Annotated in this window: 17 protein-coding genes; 14 read left to right on the top strand and 3 right to left on the bottom strand. The window is 34.6% G+C overall.

Annotated elements, in window-relative coordinates:
* Positions 1-75: 75 nt before the first annotated feature.
* Complete coding sequence (locus tag QZZ51_RS03605) at positions 76-858, bottom strand: universal stress protein (protein ID WP_291865991.1); 783 nt, start codon at positions 856-858, stop codon at positions 76-78.
* Positions 859-1,053: 195 nt separating this feature from the next.
* Between QZZ51_RS03605 and QZZ51_RS03600 the strand changes: the two genes are divergently transcribed.
* Positions 1,054-1,419 carry a GTPase gene (locus QZZ51_RS03600; protein WP_291865989.1) on the top strand — a complete coding sequence of 122 codons (366 nt, stop codon included), beginning with the start codon at positions 1,054-1,056 and terminating at the stop codon, positions 1,417-1,419.
* Here QZZ51_RS03600 and yihA read toward each other — a convergent pair.
* Complete coding sequence (gene yihA / locus QZZ51_RS03595) at positions 1,411-2,037, bottom strand: ribosome biogenesis GTP-binding protein YihA/YsxC (protein WP_291865987.1); 627 nt, start codon at positions 2,035-2,037, stop codon at positions 1,411-1,413. The genes QZZ51_RS03600 and yihA overlap by 9 nt on opposite strands.
* A 10-nt stretch (positions 2,038-2,047) precedes the next feature.
* Entirely contained in the window at positions 2,048-2,812 is a 765-nt protein-coding gene (locus tag QZZ51_RS03590) for an alpha/beta hydrolase (protein ID WP_291865984.1), read from the bottom strand.
* A 260-nt stretch (positions 2,813-3,072) separates the two neighbouring features.
* Between QZZ51_RS03590 and QZZ51_RS03585 the strand changes: the two genes are divergently transcribed.
* The 13 genes from QZZ51_RS03585 to ftsZ form a co-directional block, all read left to right on the top strand.
* Positions 3,073-3,546 (top strand): division/cell wall cluster transcriptional repressor MraZ, encoded by a 474-nt coding sequence (locus QZZ51_RS03585; RefSeq protein ID WP_291865982.1) that lies wholly within the window; start codon positions 3,073-3,075, stop codon positions 3,544-3,546.
* Positions 3,533-4,429, top strand: a complete 897-nt coding sequence (gene rsmH, locus QZZ51_RS03580; protein WP_291865979.1) for a 16S rRNA (cytosine(1402)-N(4))-methyltransferase RsmH — start codon at positions 3,533-3,535, stop codon at positions 4,427-4,429. The genes QZZ51_RS03585 and rsmH overlap by 14 nt, the downstream gene beginning before the upstream one ends.
* A 2-nt stretch (positions 4,430-4,431) precedes the next feature.
* A complete protein-coding gene (locus QZZ51_RS03575; protein WP_291866063.1) occupies positions 4,432-4,761 on the top strand; it encodes an FtsL-like putative cell division protein in 330 nt (109 codons plus the stop codon).
* A complete protein-coding gene (locus QZZ51_RS03570) occupies positions 4,762-6,771 on the top strand; it encodes a penicillin-binding protein (protein WP_291865976.1) in 2,010 nt (669 codons plus the stop codon).
* A complete protein-coding gene (locus QZZ51_RS03565; RefSeq protein WP_291865974.1) occupies positions 6,768-8,231 on the top strand; it encodes a UDP-N-acetylmuramoyl-L-alanyl-D-glutamate--2,6-diaminopimelate ligase in 1,464 nt (487 codons plus the stop codon). The genes QZZ51_RS03570 and QZZ51_RS03565 overlap by 4 nt, the downstream gene beginning before the upstream one ends.
* A 15-nt stretch (positions 8,232-8,246) precedes the next feature.
* Positions 8,247-9,467 carry a phospho-N-acetylmuramoyl-pentapeptide-transferase gene (mraY, locus tag QZZ51_RS03560; RefSeq protein ID WP_291865971.1) on the top strand — a complete coding sequence of 407 codons (1,221 nt, stop codon included), beginning with the start codon at positions 8,247-8,249 and terminating at the stop codon, positions 9,465-9,467.
* Positions 9,467-10,801, top strand: coding sequence for a UDP-N-acetylmuramoyl-L-alanine--D-glutamate ligase (gene murD / locus QZZ51_RS03555; RefSeq protein WP_291865968.1), 1,335 nt, complete (start codon positions 9,467-9,469; stop codon positions 10,799-10,801). Before mraY ends, murD begins: the two co-directional genes overlap by 1 nt.
* Before the next feature lie 2 nt (positions 10,802-10,803).
* The gene (locus QZZ51_RS03550; RefSeq protein ID WP_291865965.1) at positions 10,804-12,006 is read left to right on the top strand and encodes an FtsW/RodA/SpoVE family cell cycle protein; all 1,203 of its coding nucleotides are present in this window, start codon (positions 10,804-10,806) and stop codon (positions 12,004-12,006) included.
* Positions 11,993-13,084 carry an undecaprenyldiphospho-muramoylpentapeptide beta-N-acetylglucosaminyltransferase gene (murG, locus tag QZZ51_RS03545; RefSeq protein ID WP_291865963.1) on the top strand — a complete coding sequence of 364 codons (1,092 nt, stop codon included), beginning with the start codon at positions 11,993-11,995 and terminating at the stop codon, positions 13,082-13,084. The genes QZZ51_RS03550 and murG overlap by 14 nt, the downstream gene beginning before the upstream one ends.
* A gap of 1 nt (position 13,085) precedes the next feature.
* On the top strand, positions 13,086-14,438 hold the full coding sequence (gene murC / locus QZZ51_RS03540) for a UDP-N-acetylmuramate--L-alanine ligase (protein WP_291865961.1): 1,353 nt from the start codon (positions 13,086-13,088) through the stop codon (positions 14,436-14,438).
* Complete coding sequence (locus QZZ51_RS03535; protein WP_291865959.1) at positions 14,428-15,147, top strand: cell division protein FtsQ/DivIB; 720 nt, start codon at positions 14,428-14,430, stop codon at positions 15,145-15,147. The genes murC and QZZ51_RS03535 overlap by 11 nt, the downstream gene beginning before the upstream one ends.
* 6 nt (positions 15,148-15,153) lie before the next feature.
* A complete protein-coding gene (ftsA, locus tag QZZ51_RS03530) occupies positions 15,154-16,485 on the top strand; it encodes a cell division protein FtsA (RefSeq protein ID WP_291865957.1) in 1,332 nt (443 codons plus the stop codon).
* 47 nt (positions 16,486-16,532) lie between these two features.
* The coding region (ftsZ, locus tag QZZ51_RS03525) for a cell division protein FtsZ (RefSeq protein ID WP_291865955.1) at positions 16,533-18,328 on the top strand (1,796 nt) is incomplete at its 3' end.

The raw sequence follows: 18,328 nt of genomic DNA, 5'->3' as shown, positions 1-18,328 counted from the left end.
AAGCCTCCTGGGATTGCTTCGAGGTAGTTTGCTTAAAAAAATAACCGCTTATTGCGGTTATTTTTTTAATCTATTTTAGTTTATGGCTAATAAAGGCACTTTGGATTGTAGTGTTAATGCCTCTGTTAACTTTCCTTTTGAGGGGCTATTTTTTTTGTCATGATTGCTTGGTAAAATAGTAATAAGGTCTATTTCTTTTTCAGTAACATATTGAGAAATACCCTCTACTACGTCTTTGTTTTCAATAAACATATGGTCTTTGTAAAAAGACTCTAGATAGTACTCTAATAAGTTTTCATTTTTTTCATCTGTAGAAGAGTAGCCGTATATTCCGGGTTCGTTTTCTATAGTTAAGACGTGAACTTTAGCGTTGAACTTACGTGCTACATCTAAAAGAGTGCTAAGTGCTTCTTTGTTATTGATTTCGTCTTTTCCTAGCACAAGAGCTATGTTTTTTAATTGAAAATCATCAGAGGTGTTAGGTACTACTAAGACAGGACAATCAGCAACTTTAACAAGTTCGGAAGTATTGCTTTTTGTAATAGAAGAATCACTAGGAGCAGAAGTTGCCATGATTATTAAATCTATTTGTTGATTTTTTTGTACCTCTAATACGGAATCGGTGAGAGAGCCAGCCTTATGTATGCATTCCATCGGAGAACGCAGCGTTTTTGAGTATTTCAATTTTATTTCTTCAAACCTTGTGTTTATGTTATCAGATTCTGGGGTTTCGGTGATATGTACTAGAACTAATTTCATATTAGTTTTTAATCCAATAAAATCTACAGCATAATCCAAAGCTTTTTCAGCTAAAGGAGAAAAATCAAAGGGCACTAATAAAGTTGAAATTTTGTCCATGATATAAGGTTTGTTGTTTTGAGCATCAAAATTAATACCCGACCTCGATGAAAAACATGACACCTATCATGTTTTTGTATTTTTACTATTTAGTAAACAAAATACAGGAGTAATGTTACAATATTGTTTACTGGCAATGTAAGCTATGTATGGTAGGGTTGACTAATGTTATGTGGTAGTCAATAAAAATAGAATATGGAAAAATTGATTTTTGTTTATAATGCTAATTCTGGATGGTATAATAGTGTTCTCGATAGTTTCCATAAGGTAGTTAGTCCTAATACGTATGCTTGTAGTTTATGTGATATTACTTATGGTGTGTTTTCGGAGAATGAATTATGGAAAAATTTTAGAGAAAGTAGCAATATAAAAATGGAGTTTTTGCATAAAGATGAATTTACTAAAAAATATAATATATCTAGAGTAGCTTTGGTGGAGTGTCCTGTAATTTTAAAAAGTGTAAAAGGAAAGTTAGAGTCTTTTATTACTGCAGATGAAATAAACAATTTAAAGGAAGCGCAAAATTTAATTGATGTTTTGAATACGAGGATTTTAAACTAAGCTGTTATTTTTGTTTTTAAAGTAGTCTAAATTTACGTTTTCTATAAAATTAAGAACTTCATCCCTTCCTAGTCTTTTGCTAGAGGAGGTTACAAAATGCATTGGTGCTTCTTCCCACATATCTGTCAATAGTACTTCTATGTATTGATTTACTTGTTTTTCTATAGCTTTTGGTTTTAGCTTGTCTGCTTTAGTAAATATGATGCAAAAAGGAATACCATTTTCTCCCATCCATTGCATAAATTCCATATCGATTGGCTGTGGGCTGTGTCTTAAATCAACTAAAACAAAGGAGCAAACAAGTTGTTCCCTTTGTGTAAAATAATTGGTGATATATTTTTGGAAAGTATTTTTGCTTTTTTTGGAAACTCTCGCATATCCGTATCCGGGTAAATCTACTAAAAACCAGTTTTCGTTTATTTTAAAATGATTGATTAACTGTGTTTTTCCAGGTCTTCCAGAGGTCTTTGCTAAGCTTTTTCGCTCAGTCAGCATATTAATCAAGGAAGATTTGCCAACATTGGATCTTCCAATAAAGGCGTATTCTGGTAAAGATTCTTTTGGGCATCTAGAGACGTCCGTATTGCTAATTACAAAGTCAGCAGACTTTATTTTCATTAAAAAATATTTAGAAAGTTCTTTTTTCTAACCAGGAATCTAAAATAGTATTGAATTCATCTGGGTGTTCCATCATAGGAGCGTGCCCGCATTTTTCTATCCAAAACAAATCAGAATCAGGTAGTAATTCATGAAATTCATTGGCTACATTAGGTGGTGTAACATTGTCGTTTTTACCCCAAATTATGCAAGTAGGAGTATTCATTTTTGGTAAATCTTTAGCCATATTGTGTCTAATAGCACTTTTGGCTATAGCTAGTGTTTTTACCAATTTTAAACGATTATTTACCGTGCTAAATACTTCGTCAACAATTTCTTTTGTAGCTACATCGGGGTCGTAAAAAACATCTTGTGCTTTTTTCTTTATAAATTCATAATCCCCACGCTTTGGGTAACCATCACCCATGGCACTCTCGTATAATCCGGAGCTTCCTGTGATGACTAAAGCTTTAATGTTTTCAGGGTATAATTTAGTGTGTAAGAGGCCAATGTGGCCTCCTAACGAATTTCCTAAAAGGATAACGTCTTTTAAACCTTTAAACTTTATGAAATTATCTAGATATTTTGCAAAATTCTTAACAGTGGTATTAACTAAAGGCATGTCGTAAATTGGCAATTCGGGTACTAAAACTTTATATCCTTTTTCAGGAAAATAGTCTGTCACTCCTTTAAAATTGCTTAGACCGCCCATTAGACCGTGTAGTATAATAATTGTAGTGCCTTCTCCTTTTTCTATATACCTGTATTTTCCTTCAGTAATTATTTCTTCTTCCATTAAGGATGCTTCTGGTCTTAAGTCGCAAATATAGTCAAATATATAGAAAAGCGAATTACGCTCTGCTGCATATTAAAACTAAAACGCCACATATATAATGTATAAAATTAAAGATATTATTTTTTTAAAAAGAATCAATTTTTGTGTTTTTATACTCTTAAAGGTAAAAATGAGTGGAATTTATTAACAAAGTGGTATTTTGTGGTAAATAGTGGTAATAAAATATATATATTTGAGTTATAAAAGGTAAATACAGGACTTTGGATATATTTTTCTTTGGGGTTTTTAATTGTAAAGCGGATGCTAAGGGCAGGGTAATGTTACCTGTTAGCCTAAGGAGCCAGATTGCGCCTGTATTGAGTAACGGCTTTGTGATTAAGCGGTCTTATTATGAGGACTGTTTGGAGTTGTATCCTATGAATGAATGGAACACGGTAATGCGGGAGTTAAATGAATTGAGTAGGTACGAAGAAGAGAATATAGACTTTATAAGAAAATATACAGCTAGTCTAAGGCAGGTAGAGATTGATGCCAATGGAAGGTTGTTAATCCCTAAGGATGTTATAACAGCAGTAGGGATAACAAAAAGTGTGGTTTTGGCGCCAATTGGTAAGCGAATAGAGATTTGGGATAAAGACCTTTATGATGCTAGAATCTCGGCATCTAAAGAAGAAAAGGTGAGTCTCGCAAGAAAAGTAAGAAATACAGATAAATCTAGCAATGAGTTATCATAATCCAGTTTTGTTGAAAGAGTCCGTAGATGGTCTTGCTATAAAGGAAGATGGCATTTATGTAGATGTAACCTTCGGAGGTGGCGGGCATTCTCGCGAGATATTAAGTAGGTTAGGGAGTGAAGGTAAATTATATGCTTTTGATCAAGATGAGGATGCTTTAGTAAATGCAATTGATGATGAAAGGTTTACGCTAATTAATGAGAATTTTAGGTATATAAGGCAATTTTTAAAGTTCTATGGTATTCGTAAGGTGGATGGAATTTTAGCAGATTTTGGGGTTTCTTCTCATCAATTTGATAAAGCAGAAAGGGGTTTTTCTACTCGTTTTGATGCGGATTTGGATATGAGAATGAGTAGCAAAAATACCATTTCAGCGTATAGTGTTGTTAATAAGTACTCTTTTGATGATTTGCGAAGAGTTTTATTTCAATATGGAGATTTGCGAAATGCAAATGCTATGGCGAATAAGATTATAGAAAGTAGGGAAGAGAACAAAATAAAAACAACCGAAGAATTAAAAGAGGTTTTAAGGTCTTTTTTGCCTAAACATAAAGAACATAAAATACTAGCGCAAATTTATCAGGCAATTCGGATAGAGGTAAATCAAGAAGTGCAAGTTTTAGAAGAATTTTTGCTACAAACACCAGGTTTGTTGCATGAAGGAGGTAGGTTGAGTGCTATTAGTTATCACTCTTTAGAAGATAGATTGGTAAAAAGATTTATACGTGCAGGACAATTTGAAGGGGAGCCAGAAAAGGATTTTTACGGTAATATAGATGTGCCTTTTAAGAAGGTAGGAGGGCTAATAGTTCCGTCAAGAGAAGAAATTAAAAAGAATAACAGAGCAAGGAGTGCTAAGCTTAGAATAGCTGCCAAAATATGAAAGTGAAAAAGGGGGTGTTAGATATCTTAAAAGGGAAATTCCTAGTAAGTGGAGATGCTCCAAAAAATTGGCTTTTCATCATTTTTGCTTCTTTTTTAGCTACTGTAATGATAGGCAGTTCTCATAGTGCAGATACTAAGGTGCATAAAATCGCTGCGTTGAACGAACAGGTGCGTGAGTTAAGAAGCGAGTTTGTAGATGTGCGTTCCGATGTACAACGATTAAAGTTGGAGTCTAAAATAACAGAAATACTAGCGGAAAAGAATCTGTATCCATCAGAAACACCGCCAAAAAAAATAAGAGTTAAATCGAATACTAATAAGAACCTCTAAATGCCAGCCACGGATAAGGGAATATTAACTAGACTATATGTTGTTGCAGGAGCGCTTTTTGTTTTTGCAGCAATTGTTTTGTTTAAGTTGGTGAGCATACAAATGGTTCAAGGAGACAAGTATAAAGATTTAGCAGATAAGCGTACTTCTAAAATGTTTACCATAGCACCTAATCGTGGAAATTTGTACTCCGATGATGGTAGTCTTTTAGCAACTTCCGTATCTAGGTATACTATCCGTTTTGATGCGGTTACTGTAAAGGATAAGACTTTTAATGAAAATGTAAAGCCTTTGGGAAAGGCCCTTGCTAAGTTATTAGGAAATACGCCTTCTTATTATCAGCAAATATTGCGTAAAGCAAAAGCAAATAAAAACAGATATACGTTATTAGCCAGAAACCTAGATTATTCCGATTACATGGCTGTAAAGGGTTTTCCATTATTGAAAATGGGGCCTTATAAAGGCGGGATAATTGTAGAACAGAAAACGGTTAGAGAGCACCCTCTTGGTAAAATTGCAGAACGTAGCGTGGGTTACGAGCGTGTGGATGAAAACGGATACTATACAAGAGTAGGTTTAGAAGGTGCTTTTGGGCAGTATTTAGGAGGAGTAGAAGGAAAACGTTTAAAGCAAAAAATAGCTAAAGGGCAATGGAAACCTATTGGCATGGATAATATTGTAGAGCCACAAGATGGTTACGATGTTATTTCTACTATAGATGTAAATATACAAGATATAGCGCATCATGCTTTATTAAAACAATTAGACTATTACAAAGCGGATCACGGTTGTGTTATTGTAATGGAAACTAGAACTGGGGAGGTAAAAGCAATATCTAATTTAGGAAGAACCAAGGAGGGTAAATATTACGAACGGCTTAATTATGCTATTGGGGAGTCTCATGAGCCTGGTTCTACTTTTAAGTTAATGAATATTGTAGCTGCTTTAGAAGACGGTATAATAGATACAAGCACAGTAAAGGACACAGGAAAAGGAGTTTGGAAAATTTACAAACACCGTGTAAAAGATTCTCATCGCGGTGGTTTTGGTAAGATATCTATGGCTAAAGCTTTTGAAGTGTCTTCTAATACGGCATTTGCTAAAATGATTCATAATGGTTATAAAAATGACCCAGAAAAATATGTAAACAGGTTAATGAATATGGGTTTGCATAAAGAGTTAGGTATGCCGATAAAAGGAGAGGGAAAGCCTGTTATCCGTTATCCTGGTGACAAAGGTTGGTCTGGTCTTTCTCTAGCGCAAATGGCATATGGTTATGAAGTTTCTCTTACTCCAATGCAAACCTTAGCTTTCTATAATGCAATTGCTAATGATGGCGAATTGGTAAAGCCTAGGTTAATTAAAGAGGTGAAGGAATGGAATAGAACCATTCGGGTTTTTGATAAAGAGGTAATTAATCCTTCTATATGTTCTAAAGAAACCATTTCTAAGGTAAAGCAATTGTTGAAAAATACGGTAGAGAAAAAACATGGTACAGGGCATGGGTTGTATTCTCCGAATTTTTCTATGGCAGGTAAAACAGGGACGTGTCAAAAGGATTACGTGTCTAAAGATCCTGATAAATTAAAATATATATCCACATTCGCAGGTTATTTTCCAGCGGATAATCCAAAGTATTCTTGTATAGTGGTTATCCATGAGCCAGATAAAAGTGTAGGGTATTACGGAGCAGATGTTGCTGGTCCGGTATTTAAGTCTGTAGCTCAGAAAGTATATGCAACATCGCCAATGGTAGATGAAATAGATATGGAAGATGCGCAAGATGAAAATTTAGAGAAAGCGTATCAAAAATTTTATGTGCAAGCGCAAAAAAAACAGAGTACAGTGCCCAATGTAAAAGGGATGAGTGGCATGGATGCTATAGCAATTCTAGAGAATTTAGGGTTACGTGTAGAGGTAAGGGGAAATGGTAGTGTTAAAAAACAATCTGTATCTCACGGAACGCAAATAAGCAAAGTGGAGAATAAAATAATACTGGTACTTTCATGATGTTGTTAAAAGACATATTATTTGGAGTAAGCCTATCTGCAGTTAGTGGAGACACTACCTGTTTGGTAAATGCGGTATGCTTTGATTCTAGAAAAGTGGGTTTAGATGATGTTTTTGTAGCTATAAAAGGAACTTTGACAGATGGACATAAATTCATTGAAAAGGCTGTAAATTCTGGCGCTAAGGCTATTATTTGTGAAACGTTACCAGAAATTTTGGTAAATGGAGTTACGTACGTAGAAGTAGATAATGGCAATAAAGCTTTGGCTATAATGGCATCTAATTATTATGGCACGCCTTCTAAAAATTTAAAACTTGTCGGAATTACAGGAACTAATGGTAAGACAACTATTAGTAGTTTGCTATTTCAATTGTTTAAAAAAGCAGGCTTTAAAGTTGGGTTAATATCGACCATAAAAATTATAGTAGACAATGTGGATTATGCAACAACGCATACCACACCAGATGCCTTAACCATAAATAAGTATTTAAGTTTAATGAATGATGCTGGGGTGGAGTATTGCTTCATGGAAGTAAGTTCACACGGTATTCATCAAAAAAGAACAGAGGGTTTAGTATTTGAAGGCGCTATTTTTACCAACCTTTCTCATGATCATTTAGATTACCATAAAACCTTTGCAGAATATAGGGATACTAAAAAAGTATTGTTCGATAATTTAAGTAAAAAAGCGTTCGCTCTTACCAATTTAGATGATAAGAACGGCGAAGTAATGTTACAAAACACAAAGGCAAGGAAATACACCTACGCTTTAAAGTCGTACGCAGATTATAGAGCGCAGATTTTAGAAAATCGTTTCGATGGGCAATTACTTAAAGTAAATGACCAAGAATTATGGACAAAACTAATAGGTCATTTTAACGCCTACAATATGTTAGCCATATTTGCTACAGCAGAATTATTAGGATTAGAAAACCAAGAAACACTTCGATTGTTGAGCGAGTTGGATAATGTGGATGGTAGGTTCCAGTATTTTATATCCAAAGAAAAAATTACAGCTATAGTTGATTATGCCCATACGCCGGACGCCCTAAAAAATGTATTGGAGACAATTAATACATTGAGGACTGGAAATGAAAACGTCATCACCGTTGTGGGGTGTGGTGGCGATAGAGACAAGTCTAAGCGTCCGGTAATGGGTAATATCGCTTCCGAAATGAGTAATAAGGTCATTTTTACATCAGACAACCCTAGGACAGAGGTTGCAAGTGTTATAATCGAAGAGATGGAAGCAGGTGTGGAGCCTCAAAATTTTAAAAAATTTATTTCTATAGAAAACCGTAAGCAAGCTATAAAAACAGCTTGTCAGTTTGCGGAAGCAAACGATATAATTTTGGTAGCTGGTAAGGGGCATGAAACGTACCAGGAGACTAATGGCGAAAGAGTGGATTTTGATGATTTTAAAATAGTACAAGAGCTATTAAAAAAATTAAATAAGTAAAAGAATAACAAAACAATGCTGTATTATTTATTTGAATATTTAGAGAAGCAATACCAATTTCCTGGAGCAAGTTTGTTCCAGTTTACCACATTCCGTGCGGCAATGGCTATTCTGTTTTCTTTAATAATTGCAACGGTGTATGGTAAGCGGGTTATATTATTTCTTCAGAAAAAACAAATAGGAGAAACAGTGCGCGATTTAGGTTTAGACGGCCAAAAACAAAAAGCTGGGACACCCACAATGGGAGGTTTAATTATCATCATGTCTACCTTAATACCTGTTTTGTTGTTTGCTAAGTTGGATAATATTTACATCATATTACTAATAGTAACCACCTTATGGATGGGTGTTATTGGCTTTGTAGATGATTATATAAAGATTTTTAAAAAGGACAAAGAAGGGTTAAAAGGGCGTTTTAAAATACTGGGACAAGTTGGGTTAGGTCTTATTGTAGGTGCAACGCTCTATTTTCATCCAGAAGTAACTATGCGCGACCATAATAAAACGGTAATAACAGAGAATTATACGGTAGAAGAAGTTCGTGGGCAAGATATAAAGTCCACCATGACAACTGTTCCATTCTTTAAGAATAATGAATTAGACTATAGTAGTTTTATTTCATGGATGGGAGATGGGGCTAAGGAGTACGCATGGTTAATTTTTATACCCATGATTATTCTTATTGTAACAGCGGTGTCTAATGGAGCTAATCTTACAGATGGTATCGATGGTCTTGCCGCGGGAAATTCCGCAATTATAGTATTTACTCTTGGTGTTTTTACATGGGTTTCTGGTAATTATATTTTTTCGGATTATCTAGATATTATGTTTATTCCAAGGGCAGGTGAGTTGTTAGTATTTGTAACGGCATTTGTTGGAGGATTAATTGGCTTTTTGTGGTATAACGCTTTCCCGGCACAGGTTTTTATGGGAGATACGGGGAGTTTAACCATAGGAGGCGTAATTGCAGTAATAGCTATAATTATTAGAAAAGAATTGTTAATACCTATTTTATGCGGCATCTTTTTCGCAGAGTCTATCTCAGTGATGTTACAAGTAGGTTACTTTAAGTATACTAAGAAAAAGACGGGGGAAGGAAAACGTGTTTTCTTGATGGCGCCTTTACATCATCACTATCAAAAGAAGGGGTATCACGAGAGTAAAATAGTAACTCGTTTTTGGATTATAGGAATTCTATTAGCTATTGTAACGGTTGTTACTCTTAAAATTAGATAATGCAAAGGCTGGTAGTATTAGGAGGAGGAGAAAGCGGTGTAGGAACTGCGATTTTAGGAAAGAAAAAAGGATATGAGGTTTTTGTATCCGATAAAGGAAAAATAAAAGAAGAGTATAAAAACGTTCTTGAACATTTTGAAATTGATTGGGAGGAAGAAACGCATACAGAGGCTAAAATATTAAACGCTAATGTGGTAATGAAAAGCCCTGGAATACCAGATAAAATTGCTTTAATACAGAAATTAATAGAGCAAGATATTCCTGTAATTTCTGAAATAGAATTTGCGTCTAAATATACGGATGCCACTATTGTTGGGATAACGGGAAGTAATGGTAAAACCACAACTACGATGCTTGTAAATCACATTTTTAAAGATGCTGGTTTACATGTAGGGATGGCAGGGAATATTGGAGATAGCTATGCTAAAATGGTCGCAGAAAGAAACTACGATTATTATGTTTTAGAGATAAGCAGTTTTCAGTTAGATGGTATAACAGATTTTAAACCGCATATAGCAATTTTAACCAATATTACTCCAGACCATTTGGATCGCTATGATTATAAGTTTAAAAACTACATAGCATCTAAATTTAGGATTGCGAAAAACCAAGGACCAGATGATTTTCTGGTTTATGATGCGGATGATGAAGTAATAGTAAAATGGTTGCAAGAAAACCCAGTTCAATCCAAATTAATTCCTTTTTCAATAACAAAAAAGTTAGAAGAAGGAGCGTTTATAGAAAACGAAAAAATTAAAATAAGAACACAAAATAACACTATAGAAATGAATACAGACTCTTTGGCCTTAGAAGGGAAGCATAATCTTAAAAACACAATGGCTGCATCTGCAGCGGCTAAATTGGTGAGTATAAGAAAAGAAACAATACGTAATAGTATAGCTACTTTTCAGGGAGTAGAACATCGATTAGAAAAGGTTTTAAAGATAAACCATGTGCAATACATTAACGATTCTAAGGCTACCAATGTTAATGCAACGTACTATGCTTTAGATAGTATGAAAACAGCTACTGTTTGGATAGTTGGTGGTGTCGATAAAGGCAATAATTACAAAGAATTAATGCCTTTGGTAAGAGAAAAAGTAAAAGCAATTATTTGTTTAGGAGAAGATAATTCTAAAATAAAAGATGCTTTTGGGAATGTAGTGGATTTAATGGTGGAAACTTATGCAATGGAAGAAGCTGTGAAAGTGGCTTATAAAATAGCAGAACGCGGAGAAGCTGTTTTGCTTTCGCCAGCATGTGCTAGTTTCGATTTGTTTAAGAATTACGAAGACAGAGGAAACCAATTTAAGGCAGCGATTAAAAACTTATAATCATGTTAAGACTTGTAAATACTATTAGTGGAGATAAAGCTATTTGGGCCGTTGTTGCTCTTTTGGCTCTATTTTCGTTTTTGCCAGTTTACAGCTCTAGTAGTAATTTGGTTTATGTAGTAGGTAATGGAACCACTATGGGGCATTTGGTAAAACACGCATTACTTTTGTTTTTAGGTTTTGGTATTATTTACGGAGTACATAAAATCCCTACACACTTTTTTAAGGGGCTGTCGCTAATAGCAATGCCAATAGTTTTAATACTACTTGTGTTAACATTACTGCAAGGCACTTCCAGTGGAGGTACTAATGCTAGTAGGTGGATTCGTTTGCCATTAGTAGGTTTGGGGTTTCAGCCATCGAATTTAGCAGCGGTTGTTTTAATGATTTACGTGGCAAGGTATTTAACTAAAATAAAAGATATGGCAGTTACTTTTTCTGAAAGTATACTACCATTATGGGTTCCTGTTTTTTTAACTATTGTATTAATTCTTCCAGCGAATTTTTCTACTGCAGGAATTATTTTTGCCATGGTTTTAATGCTTTGTTTTTTGGGAGGGTATCCTATTAAGTATTTGCTAGGCATAATTGGAACAGGTGTAGTGTTTTTAGTCATATTTATTTTGATAGCTAAGGCTGCTCCAGATTTGTTTCCTAATAGGGTAGATACATGGATTAGCAGGGTGGATAATTTTGCGAATCCAGAGGATACAGAGGCAGATTATCAAATAGAAAGGTCTAAAATTGCAATTGCGACTGGTGGAATATTTGGAAAAGGAGCAGGTAAGAGCATACAGAAGAATTTTTTACCGCAAAGTTCTTCAGATTTTATTTATGCTATTATAGTAGAAGAATATGGTCTTGTTGGTGGATTTGTGTTGATGTTCTTTTACTTATTATTATTGTTTAGGATAATAGTAGTAGCAAATGGTAGTGCTACCATATTCGGTAAATTATTGGTGCTGGGCGTTGGCCTACCGATTGTTTTTCAAGCTTTAATTAATATGGCTGTAGCGGTTGAGTTATTTCCTGTTACAGGGCAGAATTTGCCATTAGTAAGTATGGGAGGAACCTCTAGCTGGATGATATGTTTGGCTATTGGTATTATACTAAGTGTTAGTAATAAAGACGCCAAGATAGAAGAAGGCGTGCCTGTGGATATAGATGAAACAAACCCTTTAGAAATACTAAGTGGACAACTATAAATTTATTCTTTCTGGAGGAGGTACTGGCGGACATATTTATCCGGCCATTGCTATTGCCAATGAACTAAAGAAAAGATACCCAAATGCGGAGTTTCTTTTTGTTGGAGCAAAGGATAGAATGGAAATGGAAAAAGTGCCACAAGCGGGGTACAAAATAGAAGGTTTGTGGATTACGGGGTTACAACGAAAGTTAACCTTTAAAAATTTAATGTTTCCTTTTAAATTAATAAGTAGTTTGTTAAAAGCGCGTAAAATAGTATCTAGATTTAAACCCAATGCTGTAATTGGTACAGGAGGTTTTGCTAGTGGGCCGCTTTTAAAGATTGCATCGGGAAGAAAGGTGCCTTGTTTGTTACAGGAGCAAAATTCGTATGCTGGTATAACTAATAAATTACTTAAAGATGCGGTGGCAAAAATTTGTGTGGCTTATGATGGTATGGAAAAGTTTTTTCCTGCGGATAAAATTATAAAAACGGGAAACCCCGTTAGAGAAGATTTAATAAAAATAAATGTTTCTAAAGAAGAAGCATTGGGTTTCTTTAAGTTGCCTTTAGATAAGCAGACGATACTTGTTTTAGGGGGTAGTTTAGGAGCTCGTAGAGTAAATCAATTAATAGAACAAAAGCTAGACTATTTTAAACAATTGGGAGTGCAGGTGTTATGGCAATGTGGAAAATTATATTATGAAGAATATAAAAAATACGACTCTGACACTGTAAAAGTAATGGCTTTTATTAATAAGATGGATTTTGCATATGTAGCGGCGGATTGTATTATATCTAGAGCAGGAGCAAGTTCGGTTTCGGAATTAAGTATAGTGGGGAAACCAGTGCTATTTATTCCTTCGCCAACGGTAGCAGAAGATCATCAAACTAAAAATGCATTGGCTTTGGTGAGTGAAAATGCTGCTATAATGATAAAGGAAAAGGATTTGGATACTAATTTTGATGTCATTTTTTCAGAGGTAATAACATCTAAGGGGAAGCAAGAAGAATTAGGTGCAAATATTAAGAAGATGGCATTACCAAATGCTACAAAAGATATAGTGGATCAGGTAGAATTATTATTGCAAAATTAAGATGGATTTAAAACAAATACATAACGTTTATTTTATAGGTATAGGAGGCATAGGTATGTCTGCTTTAGCGCGTTATTTTAAATTCATAAATAAAAATGTAGTGGGCTATGATAAAACAGAAACACCATTAACAAAAGAGCTTCAGAGTATAGGGATAGCTATACATTATGAAGATGATGTAGAGGGTATTGCTTCAGAATATTTAGATGCATCTAAAACATTAGTGGTCTATACTCCTGCAGTGTCTACAGCACATGGGGAATATCAATACTTTTTAAGTAATGGGTTTGTTATAAAGAAACGATCCGAAGTATTAGGGCTCATTACAAAAGATACTTTTTGTTTTGCGGTTGCTGGTACACATGGAAAAACAACAACCTCTAGTATTCTTGCCCATTTATTAAAAGAAACAGGAACGCCAATTACAGCTTTCCTTGGAGGAATATCAGAAGATTTTAATAGTAACTTTCTCTTGGAAGGAACAGATTATTCTGTGGTAGAAGCAGATGAGTTTGATCGTTCGTTTTTACAATTATCACCAAATGTTTCTTGTATTACTTCTATGGATGCAGACCATTTGGATATTTACGGAACAGAAAAAGAATTGCAGAATTCATTTAATGATTTTGCAAAACGTTTAAAGCCAAACGGTAAATTGTTTGTGCGAAATGGTTTGCCAATTAAAGGTATAACCTATGGAATAGAAGATGATTCGGATTTTTGTATCCGAAACTTAAGAATAGAACATGGTGCCTACATTTTTGATTTGGAAACTCCTGATACAGTTCTAACAGGGATTACTTTTAGCAAACCAGGAAGACATAATTTGTTGAATGGTTTAGTTGCTTTTGCGATGGCGATACAGGCAGGTTCCCCAGCTAATCGCCTTGCTAAAGCACTGGGCACTTTTAAAGGGGTGCAAAGAAGGTTTTCATATCAAATTAAAAATGAAAATTTGGTGTACATCGATGACTATGCGCATCATCCTACGGAAATTAATGCAGTGCATAATGCTATTTATGAGATGCATCCTAACAAAAAAGTAGTAGCGGTATTTCAGCCACATCTATTTTCAAGAACCAAAGATTTTGTAGATGATTTTGCAGATAGTTTAGCAAAATTTGATGCTATTTTGTTGTTAGATATTTATCCGGCTAGGGAAAGCCCTATAGAAGGGGTAACCTCAGAGTGGTTATTAAGTAAAATTAAAAACCCAAATAAAAAATTAATTAATAAAACAAATCTTCTTTCAGAAATTAAACAACAAAATCCGGAGGTGTTGGTTACAATGGGAGCTGGAGATATAGGGTTACAGGTACAGAAAATAAAAAAACAGTTACAAGATGCAGATTAATTGGAACTACATAAAAATGTTTGGGTTATGCCTTGTTTTGCTGGGTTTATATGCTTTTTCTGGCTATAGAAGCGGGCTTAAAAAGATAGAAAATATTAATATTGAATTCGTTGGAGAAGAGAATTTATACCTAACGCAAGGGGCGGTTAATAAATTGTTAATACAAAATTATGGTAACCTTCAAAATGTGTCTAAAGAAAAATTAGATTTGAATAACATGGAGAAGGCCATAGAGGCTAATGAAATGGTAAAAAGAGCCCAAGTCTATCTTGCTGTGGATGGGGAACTTACGTCTAGAATTGTGCAAAGAAGGCCAATTGCAAGAATTGCTGGGGGCGTAAATTTTTATTTGGATGATGAAGGGAAACGCATGCCGTTGTCCAAAAATCACTCCGCAAGAGTGCCGATTATCACTGGGAAAGTATCTGGAGATAGTTTGGAAGATGTATATAAAATATTGAAATATATAAATGACGATGAATTTCTAAGGAAGAATGTAATCGGAATTCATATTGAGGATGTAGCTAAGTATCAATTGAAATTCAGAATGGAGCAATTTGTTGTGAGTTTGGGTGGAGTAGATAATTTAGAGGAGAAGTTTAATAATTTTAAAGCTTTTTATACCAAGGCGAATAAAGACAAAACATTGGATAATTTTACCACAGTTAGTCTAGAGTTTAATAATCAAGTAGTGTGCACCAAAATATAGAGAACAATGGAACAAGGTAATTATTCAGTAGGTTTAGACATCGGAACTACCAAAATTGTTGCAATTATTGGTAAGGAGAATGAGTACGGAAAAATTGAAATTCTTGGTATTGGTAAATCTAAGAGTTTAGGTGTGCATAGAGGGGTTGTAAATAATATAACCCAAACTATTAAATCTATTCAACAAGCAGTGGAGGAAGCAGAAGCTAATTGTGGATTAAAAATTAGCTCTGTGGTAGTTGGTATTGCGGGTCAGCATATACGTAGTTTACAGCACAGCGATTATATTACAAGAGAAGATTCAGAAGAGGTTATTAATGAGGATGATTTGGATACTTTGTGTAACCAAGTTTATAAATTAATAATGCTTCCGGGAGAAGAAATTATACATGTACTTCCACAGGAGTATAAAGTAGATGGGCAAGCAGAAATAAAGCAGCCAATAGGGATGTATGGAGGAAGACTAGAAGCTAATTTTCATGTAGTGGTTGGTCAGGTTACCTCAATAAAGAATGTTGGTAGATGTATTAAAAGTGCAGGTCTAGATTTAGGAAATATTACGCTAGAACCTTTAGCATCTTCTAATGCAGTTTTAAGCCAAGAAGAAAAAGAAGCTGGTGTCGCTTTAATTGATATAGGAGGCGGAACTACCGATTTAGCCATTTTTAAAGATGGTATTATTAGGCATACAGCTGTTATTCCATTTGGAGGAGGCGTAATTACAGAGGATATTAAAGAAGGTTGCTCTATTATAGAAAAGCAAGCAGAACTTCTTAAGATAAAATTCGGATCAGCGTGGCCAGGAGAAAATAAGGATAATGAAATAGTTTCAATACCTGGATTAAGAGGTAGAGAGCCTAAAGAAATATCACTTAAAAATCTATCTAAAATAATTCATGCTAGGGTAGTAGAAATAATTGAGCAGGTATATGTTGAGGTTAAAAACTACGGACATGATGATCAAAAAAAGAAATTAATAGGGGGTATTGTACTTACCGGAGGAGGTAGCCAGTTAAAACACCTAAAGCAATTAGTAGAGTATATTACAGGAATGGATACAAGAATTGGGTATCCAAATGAGCATTTGGCAGGAGATTCAGATAAAGAAGTAGTAAGCCCGTTATATGCAACGGCCGTTGGTTTATTAATGAATGCTGTACAGAATGATGCAAAAAACAAAAAAATAGAAGAAGCTATTGAACATAAGGAAGAGCCGGTATTAGTTGAGGAATCGGTTTCGGAAAATACAATGGCACAATCCAAGGATGGTATCCCTAGGAAATCTGTTTTTGATAAATGGTCCGACAAGTTGAAGGACTTTTTAGATAACGCAGAGTAAAATATATATAAAAGAACACACACATTAACCAGTAATTTTTATACAGCATGAGTAATAACACTGAATTTGAAAGTATCGCTTTTGATTTACCTAAGAATCAAAGTAATGTTATTAAAGTAATTGGAGTCGGTGGTGGCGGTAGTAATGCCATTAACCATATGTTCCAGGCAGGTATTAACGGAGTAGATTTTGTAATTTGTAATACAGATTCGCAAGCTCTAGATAATAGTCCGGTTCCAAATAAAATTCAATTAGGTGTTTCCCTTACAGAGGGTTTAGGAGCTGGTGCAAATCCTGAAGTAGGAGAGCAGGCTGCGATAGAAAGTATGGAAGATATAAAAAGCATGTTGGGAACCTCGACCAAGATGATTTTTATTACTGCTGGTATGGGTGGTGGAACAGGTACTGGTGCTGCTCCTGTTATCGCTAGACTAGCAAAAGAGTTAGATGTTCTTACGGTTGGAATTGTTACTATGCCTTTTCAATTTGAAGGTAAAATGAGATGTCAACAAGCGCAATTTGGTATAGAAAAATTACGTTCTAATGTAGATTCTTTAATTGTAATTAATAATAATAAGCTTAGAGATGTTTACGGTAACTTAGGGTTTAAAGCCGGTTTCTCTAAAGCAGATGAAGTGTTAGCTACTGCTGCTCGTGGAATAGCAGAGGTAATAACACATCACTACACACAGAATATTGACCTTAGAGATGCAAAAACAGTTCTTTCTAATAGCGGAACAGCTATTATGGGGTCTGCAATTTCATCTGGATCGGCAAGAGCAAATGAAGCTATCATGAAAGCTTTAGATTCTCCTTTACTTAATGACAATAAAATTACAGGAGCTAAAAACGTACTATTACTAATTGTTTCTGGTTCTCAAGAAATTACTATTGATGAAATTGGAGAAATCAATGACCATATTCAAATAGAAGCTGGTTACGGAGCTAATATCATTATGGGTGTTGGGGAAGATGAAGAATTAGGAGAATCTATAGCAGTAACCGTTATTGCTACGGGTTTTAACATAGATCAGCAAGATGATATTGTAAATACAGAATCTAAAAAAATTATCCACACTTTAGAGGATAGTCAAAAAGCAGAAAAGGATTTAACTCCAGGAAATATAGTACACCACCTTGTAGAAGAAAAGGAAAGTGAAGTTAAAAAAGTGGTAAAACACAATTTAGGAGATGTTGATGATTTAGATTTAATACCGACGAATAATTACATAAGAAATTTTAATGTTTTTTATGAAGAGGTTATAGCGGAGAATGTAAGTGAAGATGATTTTATTATCGTCGATTCATCAGAGGCCTTAAAAAGTATTGAAGTGGTAGGGGCAGAAGAAGTAGCTTCTAAGCCACAAGAAGAAGAGGATATGTTTGCCATGAGTTTCGATATGCCCTTGAATGCTAAAAAGGAAGAACAGGAAAATGTTATCACTTTTAGTTTAGATGATGATGTTAAGGATCTGAATGTAAACGATCATGTAGAAGTAATCCCTGTATTAGAGTATAGTAAAGAAGGAGAAACAAGATATAGTTTAGATGACTATATGGAATTAGAAAATAAACTTACTGGGGCAAAATCTAAAGCAGAAGAATTTGAGCCAAAAATTGTAGAGGATGAGTTAGTTTTTCAAAAGAAAACGATAAATCCAGTTGCTCAATCGGCTATCCAAGATGATGTGGATCCAATGGAAAAGCCTATTGAAGAATTGCTTAGAGAGAGAGCAGATGAGCGAAGAAGAAAATTAAAAGATTATAACTACAAATTTCAAAGTGGACATAGTAGTATTGATGAAATAGAAAAAGAGCCTGCTTATAAAAGACAAGGGGTAAA

Origin of the sequence: Maribacter sp., assembly GCF_016744255.1 — a bacterium.
Classification (GTDB): Bacteria; Bacteroidota; Bacteroidia; order Flavobacteriales; family Flavobacteriaceae; genus Maribacter_B.
Note: the sequence above shows the minus strand (reverse complement) of the source record. Positions and strands in the feature narration are given on the sequence as shown.